Raw genomic sequence first — 19,427 nt, forward strand, 5'->3', positions numbered from 1 at the left:
GACACGAACTGACGGAACGTCGACAATCGATCACAGGCCGCAGCGGGAATCGGACACGGATCTCGTGCCGATGCCGGCTTCCTGGCGGGGCCAGCCGCCGGCATTGGCCCAGGCTGCCGAACTGCACGACGCAGTGGCGCCCTTGATCGCCGAGGCGGCCGCAGCTACGGCCTTCACCGTACGAACCACCTGTCAGCTGGACGAATGCCCGGCCGTAGCAGGGCGTGGTAAGCATCGTCGATGGATCTGGCGAAAACCAGCGGCGTACGCCGGGGGCGCAGAAGAGGGCGCTCGCGCCCTGAGCCGGTCAGCGGCCGCACGGCCACTGTCAGCCCGTCAAAGCCGCAACCGGCCGTCGAATCAAGGCGATTCATCAGAAACGTGAACCGCGAGTACGGTCGGGCCCTACCCTCTCGTCGGACGGGAAGGAAACGGTGGGTGACAGGTATGACTCCCGGCGAAGGACGCACGCGGCGCCAGGACGGCACGGGTGCCGACGACGACAGTGACAGCGGTCTCGCGTTCCTGATGGGCTTCTTCGCGCTCGGCGCCGTCGTGCAGACCGCGGCCTGGCTGTGGGGACATCCACTGGCCGCCACCGCGGCACTCGGCGGTGCCGCCGCGGTACTCGTCGCTCTGCGTGCGGCACTTCGGCGCACCGCCCTCGGCCCGCCGGTGCGTCGATTCCTGCAACCGTTGTGGGCCCTGGTCCGTGCGGGCATCGCCACGCGATTCAAGCTCGCCCGTACCCGGGCCGCGGCGTCCGTCACCGGCCGTATCGAGCAGTGGGCCCACCGACCGGTGCGTCAGGCGACGCCCGCTGAACCCGCCGCGTCCTATACCCGGCGCTCCCTCGACCACACTCTGGAGGCGTTCGAGGCCGCCACACCGACCCGCTTCGAGGAGATGTGCCGCGAACTGCTGGAACGCGACGGGTTCATCGACGCCGTACGGGTCGGCGGCGCCAGGGACCTCGGTGCCGACGTCGTCGCCGTGGACGGCCTGGGACGACGGGTGGTGCTGCAGTGCAAGCGGTACGCGACCCCGCTGGGGTCGGAGGCATTCCAGAGGTTCAACGGCACCGCCCGGCCCATCCACGGCGCCGCGGTCCCGGTCGTCGTGGCGCTCAACGGCTTCACCGAGCCCGCTGCCGCCTTCGCCACCCGGCAACACCTCCACCTCGTCGACCGCGAACGCCTCGCACGCTGGGGTGCCGGCCAGCACCTCTACCAGGTCCTCGACATCGATCCTGGGCCGGGCCGCCACACCTGACAGCCGAGAACCGGCACGGAAGACTCCCTCGCCGGCGTCCCGAGCACCCAGGCGCCGGGACTCCGGCGAACGGTCACAAGCCACAGGTCCGTGAGATCACATCTCCGCACGATCTTCCGACCAGATGGTCACCGCCGGCCGATCTGCGGCTAGGGTCACTCCACGACCGGTAAGGGGGGCCTGTGCTGCCAGACTTCAACGACCGCGGGCACCTGCCGCCCGGCCGCTACCGGCTGACCATCACGCAGGCCGCAGAAGCCTTCGTCCACGCGGAGCGCTTCCAGGCATCCACCAGCCGGACCCAGATCTGGCAGGGCTTCCAGGAGTACCTCTACCAGTTCATCCACCTGGAGGAGCAGTTCGCGCCGCTGCTCCAGGGCCGCGAACTCATCCACAGCGTCTGGCTGGGAGGCAGCTTCGTCAGCGCCAAGCTGGACCCTCACAACGTGGACGCCACACTGCTCATGAACCCCGAAGCCGAACGGGCCATTCGAGGCAATCCCGGCTCGAAATGGCTGACGACCGCCTTCAAGAGCTGGAAGGCTATGCAGGACCGGTACGGCGTGGCTCCCCTGCGGATCCCGTACGTGCCGGTGGCCAAGGTGTTCCAGCCCCAGGAGTTCGCAGCCGAGGAACTGGAGTACTTCCGCGACCGCGGCCGCTGGGACGACTGGTGGCAGCGATGCCGCCGCCCCGGGGAGGGGGAACCGAGCGTGCAGAGCGCCGCGCCGGTACGAGGCTACGTGGAGGTGACCCTGTGACGGCCGAATGGCGAGAGCAGATGCGCCGACTCCACGGCGAGAGCACCGCCCGCCGACTGGAAGAGGAAGGCACGGAAGACCGGGACGACGACCTCGTCGAGAGTGACCTGCGCCGCGCCAACCTCGACTACCTCCAGCGCCACGACCCCCAGGCCCAGGCCGAGGAAGAACTGCAGATCCGACTCACCGGAGACCACGCCGCCGCCGGGGCCCTCCAGTTCGACTGGGGCAACGCCCTGCTACGCCCGCTCCAGGACAGCGTCTCGGCGGCAGCCCACCGCCAGGTCCCCCTGGAACTGACCGGACTGTCCCGCGGCAGCACCATCATGCACGTACGGCCCCGGCCGGCCCCCGACCCCGAACCGGACGACGACGGACTTCCGCTGGACATCTCACCAGCCGACGCCGGCGTGCGCGCACTCGTCAACCTGCTGCGCGCCCTCGAAGACGAGCAGGACGTCCGGGCCTGGAGCGAGATCCTCGACCCGGTCGACGTGGTCGTCAGAGCCCTCGACAAGTTCGACCTCGGCATGGGCCTGAAGTGGCTCGCATCCGACGGCGACGTCCGCACCGCCACCCTGACAACCCGCGGCAGGGCGTACGTGGCCCGCCTTCGCGAGACCCACACAGCCGTCGACGTCCAGCGCCTGTCCGGCCGGATCACCGAACTGCGCAGCTCCGGCGTGGTACGGATCAAGACCGGCACCTCGAAGAAGTCACCAGCCTGGGACGTGAAGTTCGACGACCCCGAGCAGCTCTTCGCCATGCGCCTGGCCCTCGGCGACCAGGTCCGCTTCGTCGTCGAGCAACGCCGCACCTTCGACGCGATGAGCCGCACCCGGGCGACCGAGTACCGCTTCCTCGACGTCGACCACGGCCCCGAAGCCCTACCTGACAGCTGACCGAGATCCCCAGCTGCGTGATGGGCCGGGCCGTCCTCCCTTCGGGACGTTGAACGGTCCCCGGGGATTCCCGGCTCACGGGCTACTGCCCGGGTCGACAGGCCCTCGTTCCGAAACAACCGGCGGATCTCAACTCAAGTTCTCCACGCGAATCACCCTGGCTTCATCGGGGCTCCAGCACTGCTGAAGCCCCGATGATCACGAGACCACCAATCGGGCCTCTTCTGGTTCACTGTCCGCGGCCCTTATTTCAGCAGTTGCCGACAGGGCAGGGCGTTCCGTCCTGGATCCGGTGCGCAAACAAGCCCACTCGCATGACCGTCCGGTACGCAACCCTTGGTCCTCCCTCCCCATGCGCCCGCGCAGGGGTGCGGTAGCGGCCGTACAGAGGGCTGCTGACAGCAAACCTGTACGGGCGGCTGCCGGTGGAACCATTTGAGGCCCCAGATGACGTCAGCCGGCGATGCTCATCGGGATGCCTGTGGAGGCGAGTGGCTGCTTTCGCGCGCTGAACGCACTGCATGTCCCTCTCTTCGCAAAAGCGATGAGCTAACGCAAACCAGACAACCTAGGCGGCCTCGCATGGCGGCGGTACTTGCCGAAGCAAGGGTGAACTTTCACAAGCATCTCACCGACAGGAGCACTCTGTCTCTGTCGCGTGACGGCGTGGCTTCCAATTTCGAAGAGGCCGCGGAAGCCTTCCTGATGGAGACCTTCCCGATATTCCAGTCCCTCCGCCCGGGTGGCTGGATTGTCGAGAATGTTGGAGGATCGCCCGCCGAATATCAGATCTCGAAATATGAGCCGTTTGCTCACCTGGCCGCTCTTGCAATTGCTATTGAGTAAGACCAGAATCCAGCCTCGGTTCTGGGAAATTCTTATGAGATTAGTCCAGGTATTCTGGTGTTGCGGAAGTCTGAGTCGAATGCCACGATCGGCCGGGAGTGCGAACTCGCAGATGGCGAATCTGGCCGATATGCTGTCATTAGGAGCGCCAGCCGGGGGCGTTCCATTGTCCATGCGATAGTATCGTGCAAGTGGACTTTGCGTAGCGATCGCGCCCAGAATGCGCGATCAGAGGCGTTGAACGTTATCCGGAATCGCAAGGGATGCACGCCGCACATTGCGGTCGTCAGAGGGGAACCGTCACCCGCCAGGCTTGCATCTCTCGCCCTCGGAACTGGCGGCATCGATACGGTGTACCATTTTGCCCTCCCAGAACTGATCCGGACAGTAGAGAAAACGTGCAACGACGAGGCAAGTGCCATGCTGCACACTACGATCGCAGGAAACCGCCTTCGTGATATCAGTGGCCTTCCGCTAGGCCTGGCGGTCTAGCAGCGCTGCGGAAAAGCCGGGCGCACCGCTACTTGAAAGGCGAAGTTGGCGAATTTGCCGGGCAATTGGGCAACCGTGTGCCGCAAGGGTTTTGCTGTTGTGCCCCGATTGACCGGGCGTCTGCCGCTGCGACGGCCTGGTGATATCGCCTCGTGTCGGGCTCGATCCGACCGCGGTAGCTGGATTCCATCGGAGCTGCCGCTGCAGGCCCTCACGGTGCAGTGCCCGTCTCAGCAGAGGGTTCGGTGGTTTGCGCCTGTATGGTCGTGTGGGCGGGTCGGCTGCTGTCTGCGTCAGTCGGGCAGGGCGCAGTGCGCCGTACCTAGCCCAGCCACGTTCACTGTTCCATCTGTCCCGGAGGCCTGATGCCTGCGCCCGTCGCTCCTGACACCCTGGACCTGTTCGCCGGGCCCGGCGGCTGGTCTGAGGGCTTGCGCAGTTACCACGGAATCACTGACATCGGGATCGAATGGGACGCTGCGGCCTGCCGGACGCGGGCTGCTGCCGGGCATCCAACTGTCCGTGCAGACGTCGCCCAGATCGCCACGGCGCCTTTGGTCGGCCGTATCCGCCGCTTCATCGCGTCTCCGCCGTGTCAGGCCTGGTCCAGGGCGGGCAAGCAGCTAGGGCTCCGGGACCAGCCCCTGGTCCACCAGGCGATCGATGACCTTGCCAGAGACCGGGACACCCGGCCGCAGCTCCTGGCTGCGTGCCAGGACTCCCGCTCCCTACTCGCCGCCGAGCCCATGCGGTACCTCTACGCCCTGCGGCCAGAGGACGCTGTCATGGAAGAGGTCCCCGATGCGCTCCCGCTGTTCCGCCACTACGCCGAGGTGCTTCGGGGCTGGGGCTACAGCACCTGGTGCGGCAACCTGAACGCAGCAGACTTCGGCGTTCCACAGAGCCGACGCCGCGCGATCCTCATCGCCTCGCGCCTGCGCACCGCCCAGCCTCCCGAGCCCACGCACACCGAGTACGGCGAAGAGGGCGACCTCTTCGGGGAGTCCCGGGCCTGTTGGGTCTCCATGGCGGAGGGCATCGGCTGGGGCGCCACCGACCGGCCCGCGCCCACCGTCACCGCCGGCGGCGGCAAGACCGGCGGTGCCGAGCCCTTCCCAACTCAGGCCCGCCGTGCTCTTGCCGAGTCCCGTGACCGCGGATGCTGGAAGAGCCGCAGCGCCGCCTCCGACACAGCGCGCATCACGGTCCACGAGGCGGGCCTGCTGCAATCCTTCCCCGGGGACTACCCGTGGCAGGGAACACAGACGAAGCAGTATGAGCAGGCCGGCAACGCCGTGCCGCCACTGCTGGCCGCACACGTGGCTGCGGCGGCATTCGGCCTGCCCCAGCCACGGACCGTGCCAGTGGTAACGGCAGCTTGATGTGGCGGTCCGCATAGACCGGAACGCTTGAGTCCGCGGAAAGCCGGGATCGGGGCATCGTGTATGTCGTTGCGGCAAGGGGCGTAGGTGGCGGGCCCAAGCTTTGCGGGTAGGCCCAGATGCCCGCGGGGAGCGGCTCCAGGCCTCCGCGTATCAGGTCAGCGCTCGGCCTTCTCGCCGCTGGTCTCCAGTGGTCCGGGGCAGTGTGAGGAGGACGGTATGCGTGTCCTCGTTCACAGCGGCGCGTTGTGCAGGGACGGGCAGGACTCGGGCCACATCGGTCGGCATGTCAGAGCTGGCGACTACGCTGGCCGCTCCACAGGGATCGTTTGTCCCCGGCGTGCCCGGTAGGTGAGGCTTGGGTGGGGAGATGGAGCGGCAAGGTGCGTCCGAAGGGAGGTAGCTAGTTTGTTCGATATCATGACTATTTTCAGCTCGCTGCCTGGCGCCTCCCATCCCGCAGGCTCGACGTGTGTTGTACGGAGGAAGAATGTCTGCCCTTGAGGTTGTCGAGATCTGCGCAGGAGCAGGGGGGCAGGCCCTTGGCCTCGAAGGGGCAGGATTCGAGCACCAGCTCGCAGTCGAGCTCGACCCGAACGCCTGCGACACCCTCAGGCTGAACCGGCCGGCGTGGAAGGTCGCGGAGGGTGATGTCGCGGACGAGTCGGTCTGGAACCCCGAGGAGTACGAAGGGGTCTCGCTGCTGGCAGGAGGTGTCCCCTGCCCGCCGTTCACCATCGCGGGCAAGCAGCTCGGTGCCACCGACGAGCGTGACCTGTTTGCCTGGGCAGTCCAGTTGGCAGGCCGCATCAAGCCCAAGGCGCTCATGCTGGAGAACGTGCGAGGACTCAGTGCCAACCGCTTCTCGGCCTACCGGCAGCACGTCCTGGACACGCTCCGCGACTTCGGCTACGTGGGCGAGTGGAGGCTCCTCCAGGCGTCCCAGTTCGGGGTGCCGCAGCTCCGGCCGAGGTTCGTGCTGGTGGCACTCCAGGACGAATACGCAGAGTACTTCCACTGGCCCGAGCCCCTCCCCGGCCCTGCGCCCACCGTCGGTGAGACGCTGAAGGACCTCATGGCAGCCAACGGCTGGGGCGGCGTCGAGGCATGGGCCGCCAAGGCCGACGGCATCGCACCCACGATCGTTGGCGGCTCCAAGAAGCACGGAGGGGCAGACCTTGGCCCCTCCCGAGCCAAGGCGGCCTGGGAGGCTATGGGCGTCAACGCCTGGGGCATTGCCAACGAGGCGCCGAAGCCGGACTTCAAGCCGGCAGTGAGCAAGAAGGGCGAAGTCAGGGGCGGCCCCAAGCTGACCAGCCGCATGGCCGCGCGGATCCAGGGCTTCAGCGACGACTGGGAGTTCTCCGGAGGGAAGACCACCGGATACCGCCAGATCGGCAATGCCTTCCCGCCGCCGGTCGCCAAGGCTGTCGGGCTCTCCATCGCAAGGGCGCTCCGGAAGGAAGGCCAGCCCCGCGAGCGGGTCGAGACCACTCACGACCCGGTCTACCGGCTCCTCCGCGGTAAGAGCGAAGCCATGACCGCAGAGCAGATTGTCGCCGCACTGGACAAGACCGGTGTCGTCATGGGCATGCACGACGTCGAGCGACGCCTCTCCCACCTCGGCCGAGACTTCCACATCAAAGAGACCGAGGCCGGCCAGGACGGTGCCATGGCTTATCTGCTCCGCGACTTCAAGGCCTTCGTCGGGCAGGAAGACCACGACCGGCACGAACTCTTCAAGGCAAACAAGGCCAAGATCAGCTGAGTCTGATCGACCTGCCGCCCGCAGGCGTCAGCCTGCGGGCGGTCCTGTGCCTGGACACCCCTGCTTGCCCTCCAGACGTCGCCGCTTCCGCTCGGCGAGCTCCCCCCGCCGCGCTACTACGGCGGCTACCACTGCGTCCGCGCATTCCTCAGGCGACTGGTGCGCCCAGAACCGCAGCACGAGCCACCCTTCGTCAGCGAGGCGTTCGTCGGTATCCCGGTCACGGGTGACGTTTCCGCTGATCTTCGACTCCCAATACGAGGGATTGGTCTTCGGCGGAACGAAGTGCTCCGGGCACCCGTGCCAGAAGCACCCGTCGACGAAGACGGCCACCCGTGTGGGACGGAACAGGAGATCAGCCGTCCGCCGCATACCGGGCAGCGGCTTTGCCGCCACCCGGTACCGAAGCCCCTCGGCGTGGACAAGGGAGCGCAGCGCGAGCTCGGGGGACGTGTCCCGGCTCCTGATCGCCTGCATGTTGCGGCGCCTGGCAGCTGAAGAGGCCCATGATCCTGCCGGGGCAACCCATGCGGCAGCATCCGCGCCTACCGCTCCGGCAGCAGCGGTGCCTCGACGACCGGGTCGCTTTCCCGCGCTACCACCCACTTGACGTCCTCCAGTTCCACCCACCGTGCGTCCACGTGCTCCAAAGTCCAGGGTGCCAGGCGGACGCTCACGGACTCACCAGCACCTGGCACCCTCAGACCGAGGCCCTCGGCTACCACCTGGTGATTCCCGTACTGCCCGAGAATCACGATTCCCTCCGGTCGGAGCGCCGAGCGGGAGCCACCGTTGTACCGGACCCGCTTCATGAAGTCGTCCTGCTGTGCGACCGTGGCGACCACGCCACGCGAGACGACACGGCCCTGCGTACGCCGGAACAGCTCATGCACCCGCTGTGTGCCGTACCGTGACGCGAAGATCGCGGAGATGTCCTTCTCAGGCAAGCGCAGCAGGATGTTCTCGGGGAGCGGCGCATCCTCGAAGAGCCAGTGAACGGCGGTCTTCCGGGCAATGGCGGTAAGAGACCGCTTGCCGTCCCGGTTTCCTTCCTTCTTGGTAAGCAGTTCCTCGGTGACCCGGAACAGCCCCGCTGACCAGAGCCCAGCGTCATCACTGGCCCACACCCCAAGACACAGATGCCCCATCGCCTCAGGAGGGATCATCCAGCGGCCCAGGTCCTGGGAATACTTGCAGTCCACATCGATGCCGTCGATCGAGTAGTCCATCTTGTCGCCGTCAGCAAAGTTGAAGGCGCGCTGGAGGTTGATCTCCACGAGGGTGCCGGCATGCGTCTTCTCGGTCTTGTGGAGCTCCTCCCAGCGAAAACGGCCCGTGTGCTGTCCGTCGAGCAGCATGTCGAAGGTACGGCGCAGGGCTGCAGCGAAGATCTCGCCGCACGGGTCCGCCGCCAGGATTCTGGCATGGACGCGGGCCAGTTCCGGATCAGGGGGCGCGACGGAGGAAACGGGGAATAAGGTATCGGCTGACGTCATATCAACTCAATTCTTTGAACGGAAGATGTAGGGATCCCGGGAGTTTGTCTCCGGTGCGTGGGCCGGGTCAGTCGGACTCGGGTGCGGCGCGCTCAGTGGCTTTGCGCTCCTTGCGCCTTCGCTCGTAGTCGGCAACCGCGGCGGCTGCACCCTCCGCAGGCCATGGCTGGGAGCTGATCAGTTCGTAGGTCACCTCAGTGACGCCGTCCGTCTTCCTGCGGTGCGCGACGATGTCCCAGCCGAGGACAAAACGGAGTTCTCGCAGCCGCTTCTTCGGGTCGCCCTTGTGGGTGTCCTGTGCGACTAGTTCGATGAGCTCGACCGGCGTCGGCTTCCTCATCTCCTGGAAGGCGAGGAGCAGTTCGCCGATGCGCTCCCATGGATTCGGGCGGGGGAGCGCTCGCCCAAGAGCCGGCCCGAACGCGTCGAGCGAGGCGAAGAATGCCTGCTTCCCGTGGTTGTGCTCCTCGCACAGCGGCTCCAGGTTCGAGTACACCGTCTTGCCGCCCCACGACTCGGGCACGATGTGGTCGATCTGCAACCGGATACCGTTCTGGGGGCCGCGCCCGCACATCTGGCAGAAGCGGCCCTTCTTGCTGAAGACCTCTGCCTGCAGCCGGGGCGAGATCTTTGCGGACGCGGAAGCCGCCTTCTTCCAGCCGAGTAGCTGGTAGATCCACTCTCCGTCACTGGTGCGGCGCCGGCTCTGCACCACGAAGTGGCTCCGGACCTCGCGCAGCCGACGTTGACTGTGCACGTTTGACTTGCCGAAAACCTGCTGCGATCGAGCCAGCCACTCCGCCATTGTCGGAGGGGTGTCCTGCCGCATGAGGAGGAACCGACAGGCCTCTGCGGTCTCCTGGCTGCTGAAGAGATCGTCGAGGGACGGATCAGTGGGGTCGGGCAGCGGGCGCTCGCTGTCCACTTCTGCGTGTGTCATTTCTTCCTCCCGCTTAACACGGCGGATTCGAGGGCTCCTTTCCATCCGTACGGCACCCTAGACCCGCGACGGCCGCGGGTCCCGGGCCTCACCCCCGTGGTTGCCCGTCGAGCAAGGCCGGGGGCTCGAGGTGGCGCAGGAGCTCCCGGATGTCCGCCATGTCCAGGCCGGCGCTGCCGACGGGCTCTTCGACGAGATCTGCGAGCTGGCGCACCTCCGGGTCGTCCAGGATGCTGCCCATGAATTGCAGCTTTGCCTCAAGACGAAGCTGGACCACCTCGTCGATGGTGTTTTCCGCGACAAGGACGGTAACTCTCGTATCCGTTCCGGGGGCCAGGCCCAAGCGGTGGATGCGGTCGAGGCTCTGCAGGAACCGGCCAGCCATGAAGTCGCGGTCGACGTAGACCGCGTCGTGGCAGACCTGGTGCAGGCTGATGCCCTCGCCCAGGGTAGCCGGGTTGGAGAGCAGCACCATGCAGTCGGGATCCTCGCGGAACCGCCGGATCTCCTCGTCCCGGTCGGCCGTGCCGCCGTGGACGACGGCTGGGGAGTAGGGGGAGAGGAGCTTGGCCAGGGTGGTGATATTGCGTACGAAGGTGGTCCACACGATCGTCTTGCGGCCCGCTGCCGCGTTCGCGGCGACGATCCGGACGGCCTCCTGGAATTTGGGGGAGAGCTCGTAACTGGGCAGGTCACGCAGAAGCGCATGGAGGGACTCGCCGGGGGCGGCCTCCAGCGCCGGCACCCGGTAGGCGAGCGGCTCGTACGGGCTGCTGCCCTCGACTAGGAGCGCCGGGCTGGTTGCGGCCATGAGCAGGCGCAGTGCTGCCCGCCCGAGGGCTTCGATGTCGTTGCGGGACGCCTCGGCCCGTGGGGAAAAGTTGCCCTTGAGCGCCTCGTACACCTCCCGGTGGATCGGCGGGAGGCTGACGTACCGGACCTTTGGCTCGAACGGGGGCAAGCCAAGCTCGCGCTTGGTGGTGCGGGTGAACAGCGGCCGCAGCACCGTGCTGGCGTAGGCGAGGTCTCCGCCGCGTACAGCGTCGGAGACGACGCGCTTGCCGCGGCCGGGCCAGACGAACGACAGCAGGTTCTCCAGGTCCCGGGCCCCGTTGGGGGCCGGAGTACCGGTGAGGATGAGCCGCCGGGTCGCGGTGGGCCCGAGCGCGAGACAGGCAGAGCCGTATGTCCCGTTGGCACCGAGCTTCATACGGTGGGCCTCGTCGAGCACCAGCATCGACGGCGCCGTGCCCAGCCACGACGCGAGCCCGGGTACAGCCCGGGACAGGCGCTCGTAGTTGACCAACAGCACTTCGGCGCCGTAGTCGGGGGTGCGGCCCATGACGGCGATGCGCAGCGGTGTGCGGAAGCAGATCTGGCTCTCGGTCTGCCATGCCTCGTAAGCGGACTTGGGTCCGACGACCAGGAGCCGCTTGGCCAGGCCCTGTTCACGCATGGCGGCGTAGACGGCGAGTGAGACGCGGGTCTTGCCAGCTCCGGGGACGCTGAAGTTCGCGCCGTGCCCGAGTGAGAGCAGCTGGGCTGCATCGCGGAGCTGGAAGGGGGTGAGGTCTCCGGTCCAGCCGTCGCCTAGAAGACCCGGCACGTCGCCCGGCGCGACTGCGCTCTGGCTGGCGTCCGCGCCACTGCGGAGGGTCTGCTCGGCCCGCTCGGCGTCGTCGAGGACGCCGGTGACGAGCTGGACCAGCGCCTCCTCCCACTCGACGCCGTCGTGGCGCCAGGAGCCGAGCTCGATGATGCGGTCGAGAAAGTCGTCGAGGTCGAACTCTCCTACCAGCGGCCCGCGCTGGCCACCGGGGGCGATGCGCGCGGCGAGGTCCGCGAAGTCCTGCTCGTGCCCGGGCGTCGTGCGCAGGACAACGCGGGTCCGCGACACGTCGAATGCGATCCGCAGCGATGGCTCGGTCTGGGTGTCCGTCACTGCTGCTTCCCTACAGCAGCGTTGAGCCAGGTGAGGCCCTCGCCGGGGAGCGGCATGCTCTTGCCGGCCTCGACGGCAACGCGCCCCATGATGGTGCGCAGCTTCAGCAGGGCGTCGTCGAACGCCCCTTCGTCCAGGCTCCCGTTGCCGCGGGCGAGGACGAGGTCGGTGACGCACTGCTCCAGGTCTTTGCAGGCGTCGGTGACGCGGTCGGGGGCGGCGAGGCGCTTCTTCCGGAGCCGGAAGTCCTTGCCGGCGAACTCCAGCGCCTCGTTGAAGACGTCCCGGGTGCGGTCGAGGACCGCGGCGGCCGCCGTCTGCTCTTCGGGGGTTGCGGCGGCGCCGGCCGCCTTGACGGCCTTGGCCTGCAGGAGGGAGTCGGTGAGCGCCTTGGCCGCGGCGACGCTCGCGCCGGCGGCCTGGACGGTGCGGCCGAGGCCGGGGATGGCCACTGCCGGGGTCACCTGGGCGGGGGCGGGCCTGAGGTCTGCGGGCAGTCGCTGGTCCAGGAAGCGCTCCTGGAAGTCGGGCTGGATGAACCGGACGTCGGTCTTGGCGAACTCCAGCACGATGGCCGCGAGCCGGCCCTCCTTCAGTAGGTCGCCACGCTCCCGGTTGCGTGCGGACTCGGTGTTGTAGGCGCGGTAGAGCTCGAAGAACCGCTCCTTGGCTTCTTCGAAGTCCATGAGGCGCAGCGAGGAGGTTCCGGTGGCGCTACGGCTGATGAGGTCCCGGAGCTGGGCCAGGATCCACAGGTCTCGGTCGCAGGCCGGCGTCGTGGTGTGGAAGTTCCGGGCGATCTCCGGCAGCGGCTTGCCGAGCGCCACCTGCTCCTCCAGGGCTAGCAGGTGGTTGATGTAGGAGTAGTCCCGCCGGGTGTCCGGGCGCAGCTGGAGAGAGAGCTCAACAGCATGGATGTCGCTCCACTCGCAGCTCTCCGGCAGAACGCCGACCCGCATGCTGGTCCGCCCGAGCTCCTTGAGGGCAGCGCGGCGGGTGTTGCCGTTCACGAGGATGCCCTCGTGGGTGATCAGCCCGGGTTCGTTCTGCTGGTACTCGCGCAGGCTCTCCGTCAGGTCCTCGAAGGCCTTGTCGGTCCTCGAGGGGTCGGCCGGCAGCGCCTTCAGCAGGTGGTGGAGGTAATCCTGGCTCTCCGGGCTCCAGGGGTCCTCGGTCAGCGCCCGGTCCCGGGCCGGGTCGTAGGCGCGCTGGGCGCGGATGCGATGTGTGCCGGGGTTGTAGCGCAGGACCTCGACCGGCATGTCGATGACCTCGATATGGGCGGGCTTCCCGCGCCACTCGACGGTCAGCGTTTCCGGGACGCCGTTTCCGTTGCGCAGCTCCTTCAGCCGGTGCGCCACGAGCTCGCGGTTGCCGGCTGCTTCGTGGGGCCGGCCGAAGTCGATCAACACGGATGTGCTCCTTTGTGCGTGTGAAAGCGATGCCGATACTGCCAGGGCCGGGAACGGGGCGGCACCGGGGGTTCCGCTGCCGCCCCGGCGGGGACTACAGGAGCATGTCGCGGGCACCGGCGCGCGCCGCCGCAGGCAGGGTGCGGTAGATACCCCAGAGCTTCTCGACCTCGTTGAAGCCGCGGGCGTCCTGCTCCATCCAGGACGACAGCATTTTGCGCTCGTACGTCGACAGCTGTGCCACCGCCGCCGCGAAGGCGCCCAGGTCGGCGCCGGCGTCGCGCCCGCCGACACGGCATCGGTTGCACTCGGTGACCAGCTGCACCTCCGTGCCGCCGCCGGGCAGGGTGACCTGGCGCCGTGCGATGTCCAGGTGGGAGGTGGCGCCGTGGCCGTCGGCGTATGCCTCGCCGTTGCCGATGCCGCAGGTCCGGCACAGGTAGTTGTCATTCAGGAGCACAGCGCGGCGCTGCACCGCTCCCACGGACTCGGCCGCCTTGCGGCTTCCCTTGCCAGGCTGCCATACCGGAACACCCTGACACACGAACCGGTGCTCACTGGGGTCGAGGGCCGGGTCCTCCCTGTTGGTATCGATCTGCCACTCGTGGACGCGGAGCTCCCTCATGCGGCGGTCGACCTGGCTGACCCCCTCGAACGCGATCCGCAGCTGCTCCTTGGTGAACACGCTGCCGACTCCGACCTCCTGTACGAGCCAGAGCGCGACGCGCTTCATAGTGCCGAGTCCCTCGTCCGTCCAGGACGGAATTGCCACCATGCTCTCCGGATCCTCTCGTGCACAGCGCAGTGACGACCCTGGTGGGTTGTCAGCGGGCCAGTCCCGCCTGCTCTTCAAGCGAAGCGCATGCCCCGGAGGCAGGGGAAGGCTTCGCTGTCCCCCGGTGTCCCGCTTCTCCCGGTGTCCCGGAGTGTCCCTCTTGCACCGATGACCGTTCAGCTGTCGTAGGCGTTTGCCAAGATGGGATGACACTTCGCCGACCCCTACCTCTAGGGAGTTTCGTTGCCTACACGCGGACAGATGAAGGCTCTTCCGTCCTCCGTTCCTCCGGCGCGCCGCGAACTCGCTGGGGCAGTGCGGGCCATGCTGCGGGCTACTGGCGGATCGCTGCGCGGCGTCGCAGGTCAGATCCACAGTTCCCGCTCGGTCCTCAACCGGCTCGCGTTGGGGAAGGTCCTGTTCCCCGACACGGACACGGTTCTGAAACTGCACCGGCTCGCTAAGAGCAAGGGCGGTGTTGAAGTGATGACCGAGGATGACCTGCGGGCACTCCTGCAGCGTGTTTCCGACGAATGCGAGTCCGCTTTCGCCACAGACAACATCAGTGCCGAAGTCAACAGGCCGGCGGCGGAGGACGTTGATGAGATGCGCGGCGCATTGGAGGGCGGCACAGTTGCGCCGTTCGATGCGCCGGTCCCCCTCGCCGAGGGGGACCGGCGCATCGAACGCGCCGTCGGGCTGCAGTGGCCGGTCGACGAACTGGTGCTGCACCTGGACAGCGGCCGCTACGAGCACGCCGTCGGCATGCTGGACTATGCCGGCGACGAGGCGCCTGCGGTGGAGTCCGCCGCAGCGATTCAGACGTGCCGCAGCCGGGGTCTCACAGAGGTCGCGGATGCTCTCCTGCGGAAGGTCGGCAGTCGGCCCGACCGGTTCGTCCTCGACGTGGTCGGCCACCTGATGGACGTCGGCAGCCACGCGGATGCCCGGGCCCTGATCGGCTGCAGCGCACAAGCGGCGTAAGCCGTCCTGATCCCGGCCCGTTGGCCCGGGCCTGCGCACGCTCCGCGTCCAGGACATCCCTGGAACCAGACGCTGGGCTAGACCAGACCCGGGCTTCGTGACTCGGCGTCGGCTGACCGATGGACATGGTGGTAATCGCTGTCCACACCTAGGGGTCGTCTTCAAAGCTGATCAAGTGATGCGGGATCATGCCGGTCATGATGCGTCGTCATGAGCTGTCGGATGCCGAGTGGGCTGTGCTGTCGCGGTTCCTGCCTGCTTCGGGGGTGGCCGGTCGTCCGCGGTCGGACGACCGGCTGGTGCTGAACGGGATCGTGTGGAAGCTGCGGACCGGCACGTCCTGGCGGGACGTGCCGGAGCGCTACGGCTCCTGGCAGACCCTGTACACGCACTTCCGCAGGTGGGCGCTGGACGGCACGTTCTCCCGGATGCTCCACGCGATCCAGGCGGAGAAGGACGCGGCCGGCGACATCGACTGGCTGGTCTCGGTCGACTCGACGATCGTGCCGGCCCACCAGCACGCCACCGGCGGCAGAAGGGGGCCCTCGATGGGGACGAAGCGGGTGATCACGCCCTCGGCCGGTCCCGTGGCGGACTGAGTACCAAGCTCCACCTGGCCTGCGACGGCCGCGGCCGCCCGCTCGGCTTCGTCCTGACCGGCGGCAACACCAACGACTGCACCCGACTCGAAGCCGTACTGGAGACGATCCGCGTTCCCAGGGTCGGGCCGGGGCGCCCGCGCACCCGACCCGACCACGTGATCGCGGACAAGGGTTACAGCTCCCACAAGTTCCGCTCCTACCTGCGACGACGCGGAATCCGGCACACCATCCCCGAACGCGTCGAGCAGGTGCTCGGCCGTCTCAACCGGGGCTCGCGCGGAGGCCGGCCGCCGGGCTTCGACCGGCAGACCTACCGACTCCGCAACGTCGTCGAACGCTGCTTCAACCGGCTGAAGCAATGGCGCGGCCTCGCCACCCGCTACGACAAGACCCGCGAGTCCTACCAGGCCACCGTCACCATCGCCTCCATCCTGCTCTGGATCTGATCTTTGAAGACGATCCCTAGCTGTACTGACCAGTGAGGTTGGGGACGCGGCTGGCGGGCGGCTTGCCTGCGAGCGCGGTGTGTCCGCGGTGGTGATTGTAGGTGTGGAGCCAGTCGGTGAAGGCGTCGCGGCGTTCCTGCTCGGTTCGGTAGGGCCTGGCGTAGGCCCACTCGTCGAGCAGGGTGCGGTTGAAGCGTTCGACCTTGCCGTTGGTCTGCGGGCGGTAGGGCCGGGTGCGCTTGTGTGCGATGCCCTGGGCGGTGAGGGCATCGCGCCTGGCGTGTGAGCGGTAGCAGGCTCCGTTGTCGGTCAGCACGCGCTGGACCGTGACCCCGGCCCGGGTGAAGAACTCGTTCGCCCGGACCCAGAATGCGGCTGCGGTCTCCTTGCGCTCGTCGGGCAGGATCTCGCTGTAGGCCAGGCGGGAGTGGTCGTCGACGGCGTTGTGCAGGTAGCTGTAGCCTACGCCTGAGTGCGACGGGCTGCCCGCGCGGCCGCGCACCTTGTGGCCGCCTCCGTCGGGGATGTTGCCGAGCTTCTTGATGTCGACGTGGACCAGCTCGCCCGGTGTGGCGCGTTCGTAGCGGCGCACCGGGCGGGCGGTGGCACGGTCGAGGTGTGCGAGGCGGGCGAGGCGGTAGCGGACCAGGACCCGGTGCACGGTGGCTGGGTTCAGGCGGAGCAGGTAGGCGATGCGTGCCGGTCCCCAGCGGCGCAGGACGCGGATCTTGACGATCCGCCTCTCGGTGCGCGTCGGCAGGCGGCGCGGGCTGCGATGCGGGCGGCTGGAGAGATCGCTCATGCCGGCCTCACCGAGCGCGCGGTAGCGGTCCGCCCAGCGTTTGGCCGTGGTCGGCGAGACCTGGAAGCGTTCGGCGGCCCGCCGCAGCGGCCAGCCGTCCTCGACCACGCAGCGGGCCAGACGCAGGCGTCCCGTCTCGGTCAGCGGTGCGTTACGGTGGGGCATGAGGGCCTTTCTGGTGCCGGTGCAGATGTCGCAATCCACACCGAGCCAGAAGGCCCTCACTCATTTCAAGATCACCCGGTCCTGAACCCCGTCACTAACCTCTGTGGTCAGTACAACTAGCTCCGTCTCGCCTGGCCGCTCGTCGCCGACCGCGGGAGCCGTGGAAGCGGGCGGCGGAACCGAACAAGCACTGACTATCAGCCACAAGTGCTGATGGTGTAAGCAAGTACGTTGATCGCTGCCGCACTGTTCGATGGAGGCCAGCCCGATGCCGCAACTCGCACTCTCCGTCTCCTTCTGGGAGCAGTACGAGCAGCTGGAGAAGCATGTCCGCTCCGGGGTGCGGAAGGCGGTGGTGAAGTTCCAGCAGCTGAGCGCCGCAGAGCTGCACAAGGACAAGGGCCTGCACCTGGAGTCGGTCGAGAACGCCAGGGATCCCCGGCTGCGGACGATCCGAATCACTGGTTTCTGGCGTGGCGTCGTACTTGCGCCGGACGACGGGGGTGCGACGTTCCTGCTGGTGAATGTGTTGCAGCACGACAAGGCATACGAGTGGGCCGCGAAGCGGATCTTCAGCGTAAACTCGGCGACCCGGGGGCTGGAGGTGCGGAACGTCGAGGCCATCGAGCAGATCACACCGCTGCTGGAACGGGTGGCCGCCGCCGCGCCGCGCCGGCTCTTTGACGCCTACTCGGACACGGTGCTGCGTGACCTCGGTATCGACAGCGGTCTGCTGCCGGCCGTGCGCTCGCTCACGGACCAGGCCCAGCTCGACGCCTTCGTACCGATGTTCCCCGAGGACCAGTGCGAGGTGCTGCAGTACCTCGCCGAAGGGTTCACTCCGGAGGAGGTGTGGAGCGACATCGTCTCGCAGCGCCGTCCGGCCGACCCCGGGCCGCTGGACTCGCGGGACGTGTCCACCGCCATCGCGAACACCGCCAGCCGCATCGTCGTGGTGTCCCGGCCGGACGAGCTCGAGTACATGCTCTCCCAGCCGTTCGCCGCCTGGCGGGTGTTCCTGCACCCCAATCAGCGGCGGGTCGCGTACCGCGAGTCCTACAGTGGGCCTGCCCAGGTCTCCGGCGGCCCCGGCACGGGCAAGACGGTCGTCGCACTCCACCGCGTCAAGCACCTGCTGGGCCGACCGACGAATGGCGACCGGCCCCACGTTCTGCTGACTACCTACACGAACGCGCTCGCCGCGATCCTGCGGGAGAACCTGGCCCTGCTGCTTGACGACCCGGCAGCGCTCGCCCGCGTCGAGACCGGGACCGTCAACTCCCTTGCCTTCAAGGTCCTGCGCGAGCACACTGGCCGCGCGCCGCAGGCGGTCGACGACAGCGACGAGCGTAACCGGTGGCGGGCGCTCGGCACGAAGCTCAACCTGCCGTGGTCCGGCGAGTTCCTGATGCAGGAGTACCGCCACGTTATCCTCGCCCAGGACCTGCTCACCGAGGAGGAGTACACCGCCGCGGAGCGCAGGGGACGGGGCGGTCAACTGGCGCCGTCGAAGCGCCCGCTACTCTGGCAGGCGGTGGCCGAGTTCACCCGCCAGCTCGATGCAGAAGGACGCAGCACCCAGCTTCGGCTGTGCGCGGAGGCGGCCCGAGTACTGCGGGCGGCAGGGTCCGGCGCATCCCGCTATCGCCACATCGTGGTCGACGAAGCCCAGGACCTCCACCCTGCCCAGTGGCGCCTCCTGCGTGCCGCCGTGGCCGAGGGGCCCGACGACATCTTCCTCACCGGTGATCCTCACCAGCGGATCTACGACTCTCGGGTGTCTTTTGCGGCGCTCGGTATTCCGGTTGCCGGGCGGAGCTTCCGGCTGCGGCTCAACTACCGCAATACCGAGGAGATCCTGCGCTGGTCCGGGGCGGTGCTGTCTGAGCAGACAGTGAACGACCTGTCGGGAGACCAGCGGGACGGGGGCCTCGCTGATTACGTCTCGCTCCTTCACGGCACCCGACCGACCGCCTGCGGCTACGACTCGGAGGATGCCGAGCTGACGGCGCTCGTCGACCGTGTGCAGCAGTGGCTGGCCGCCGACGTGCCCTCGGCAGAGATCGCCGTGTGCACTAGGTTCCGGCAGCTCGGGAACAAGGTGATGTCCCGTCTGAAGGCGGCGGGAATCGACGCCGTGCTGCTGAAGGACAGTCCTGGTGCTGATGAGGCGGGCGTGCGCGTGGCCACGATGCACGCCATGAAGGGGTTGGAGTTCCGCTGTGTCGCCGTGCTCGGCGCCTCGGAGTCGGCTCTGCCGCTGTTGTCGGCGGTGACTCCGGCAGAGGCCGATTCGATCCAGCACGCGACTGACCTCCTCGCCGAGCGGTGCTTGCTGTTCGTCGCGTGCACCCGGGCGCGGGATGCCATGGCGGTCAGCTGGAGCGGCGCCCCCAGCCCCTTCCTTGCGGACCTGGTGGGTGGGGAAGAGCTGCTCTGA

General features: G+C 67.8%; 14 protein-coding genes and 2 pseudogenes. 9 read left to right on the forward strand and 7 right to left on the reverse strand.

Annotation, left to right across the window (positions count from 1 at the left end; genetic code table 11):
- Positions 1–447 precede the first annotated feature (447 nt).
- The 6 genes and pseudogenes from ACFY0X_RS28935 to ACFY0X_RS28960 all read left to right on the forward strand — a co-directional run bounded on the left by ACFY0X_RS28935 (position 448) and on the right by ACFY0X_RS28960 (position 7,423).
- Complete coding sequence (locus tag ACFY0X_RS28935) at positions 448–1,272, forward strand: restriction endonuclease (protein WP_387758953.1); 825 nt, start codon at positions 448–450, stop codon at positions 1,270–1,272.
- Between the two features lie 182 nt (positions 1,273–1,454).
- On the forward strand, positions 1,455–2,033 hold the full coding sequence (locus ACFY0X_RS28940; protein WP_387758894.1) for a DUF6932 family protein: 579 nt from the start codon (positions 1,455–1,457) through the stop codon (positions 2,031–2,033).
- A gap of 20 nt (positions 2,034–2,053) precedes the next feature.
- Positions 2,054–2,935: a hypothetical protein gene (locus tag ACFY0X_RS28945; protein ID WP_387758896.1), complete on the forward strand. Its 882-nt coding sequence runs from the start codon at positions 2,054–2,056 to the stop codon at positions 2,933–2,935.
- A gap of 582 nt (positions 2,936–3,517) precedes the next feature.
- Positions 3,518–4,273 (forward strand): annotated as a pseudogene (locus tag ACFY0X_RS28950) (NgoMIV family type II restriction endonuclease).
- A 365-nt stretch (positions 4,274–4,638) separates the two neighbouring features.
- Positions 4,639–5,655, forward strand: coding sequence for a DNA cytosine methyltransferase (locus tag ACFY0X_RS28955; protein ID WP_387758897.1), 1,017 nt, complete (start codon positions 4,639–4,641; stop codon positions 5,653–5,655).
- A 490-nt stretch (positions 5,656–6,145) separates the two neighbouring features.
- Positions 6,146–7,423 (forward strand): DNA cytosine methyltransferase, encoded by a 1,278-nt coding sequence (locus ACFY0X_RS28960; RefSeq protein WP_387758899.1) that lies wholly within the window; start codon positions 6,146–6,148, stop codon positions 7,421–7,423.
- 27 nt (positions 7,424–7,450) lie between these two features.
- On the opposite strand, the gene ACFY0X_RS28965 is transcribed toward ACFY0X_RS28960, so the two are convergent.
- The 6 genes from ACFY0X_RS28965 to ACFY0X_RS28990 all read right to left on the reverse strand — a co-directional run bounded on the left by ACFY0X_RS28965 (position 7,451) and on the right by ACFY0X_RS28990 (position 13,946).
- The gene (locus tag ACFY0X_RS28965) at positions 7,451–8,029 is read right to left on the reverse strand and encodes a very short patch repair endonuclease (protein WP_387758901.1); all 579 of its coding nucleotides are present in this window, start codon (positions 8,027–8,029) and stop codon (positions 7,451–7,453) included.
- Positions 7,969–8,919, reverse strand: a complete 951-nt coding sequence (locus tag ACFY0X_RS28970; RefSeq protein WP_387758903.1) for a NaeI family type II restriction endonuclease — start codon at positions 8,917–8,919, stop codon at positions 7,969–7,971. The genes ACFY0X_RS28965 and ACFY0X_RS28970 overlap by 61 nt, the downstream gene beginning before the upstream one ends.
- Positions 8,920–8,986: 67 nt before the next feature.
- Positions 8,987–9,859 carry an HNH endonuclease gene (locus ACFY0X_RS28975; RefSeq protein WP_387758905.1) on the reverse strand — a complete coding sequence of 291 codons (873 nt, stop codon included), beginning with the start codon at positions 9,857–9,859 and terminating at the stop codon, positions 8,987–8,989.
- 88 nt (positions 9,860–9,947) lie between these two features.
- Positions 9,948–11,801, reverse strand: coding sequence for a DEAD/DEAH box helicase (locus ACFY0X_RS28980; protein WP_387758906.1), 1,854 nt, complete (start codon positions 11,799–11,801; stop codon positions 9,948–9,950).
- On the reverse strand, positions 11,798–13,213 hold the full coding sequence (locus tag ACFY0X_RS28985) for a transcriptional regulator (RefSeq protein ID WP_387758908.1): 1,416 nt from the start codon (positions 13,211–13,213) through the stop codon (positions 11,798–11,800). The genes ACFY0X_RS28980 and ACFY0X_RS28985 overlap by 4 nt, the downstream gene beginning before the upstream one ends.
- Positions 13,214–13,307: 94 nt before the next feature.
- Positions 13,308–13,946, reverse strand: a complete 639-nt coding sequence (locus ACFY0X_RS28990; RefSeq protein ID WP_387758909.1) for a hypothetical protein — start codon at positions 13,944–13,946, stop codon at positions 13,308–13,310.
- 303 nt (positions 13,947–14,249) lie between these two features.
- On the opposite strand from ACFY0X_RS28990, the gene ACFY0X_RS28995 reads away from it, so the two are divergent.
- Positions 14,250–14,972: a hypothetical protein gene (locus ACFY0X_RS28995; RefSeq protein ID WP_387758910.1), complete on the forward strand. Its 723-nt coding sequence runs from the start codon at positions 14,250–14,252 to the stop codon at positions 14,970–14,972.
- Between the two features lie 200 nt (positions 14,973–15,172).
- Positions 15,173–16,020, forward strand: a pseudogene (locus ACFY0X_RS29000) (IS5 family transposase).
- Positions 16,021–16,036: 16 nt separating this feature from the next.
- Here ACFY0X_RS29000 and ACFY0X_RS29005 read toward each other — a convergent pair.
- Positions 16,037–16,987: an IS481 family transposase gene (locus ACFY0X_RS29005; protein ID WP_387758912.1), complete on the reverse strand. Its 951-nt coding sequence runs from the start codon at positions 16,985–16,987 to the stop codon at positions 16,037–16,039.
- Between the two features lie 268 nt (positions 16,988–17,255).
- Between ACFY0X_RS29005 and ACFY0X_RS29010 the strand changes: the two genes are divergently transcribed.
- The gene (locus ACFY0X_RS29010; RefSeq protein ID WP_359965528.1) at positions 17,256–19,427 is read left to right on the forward strand and encodes a DEAD/DEAH box helicase; all 2,172 of its coding nucleotides are present in this window, start codon (positions 17,256–17,258) and stop codon (positions 19,425–19,427) included.

Origin of the sequence: Kitasatospora sp. NPDC001547 (assembly GCF_042894165.1) — a bacterium.
GTDB lineage: Bacteria > Actinomycetota > Actinomycetes > Streptomycetales > Streptomycetaceae > Kitasatospora.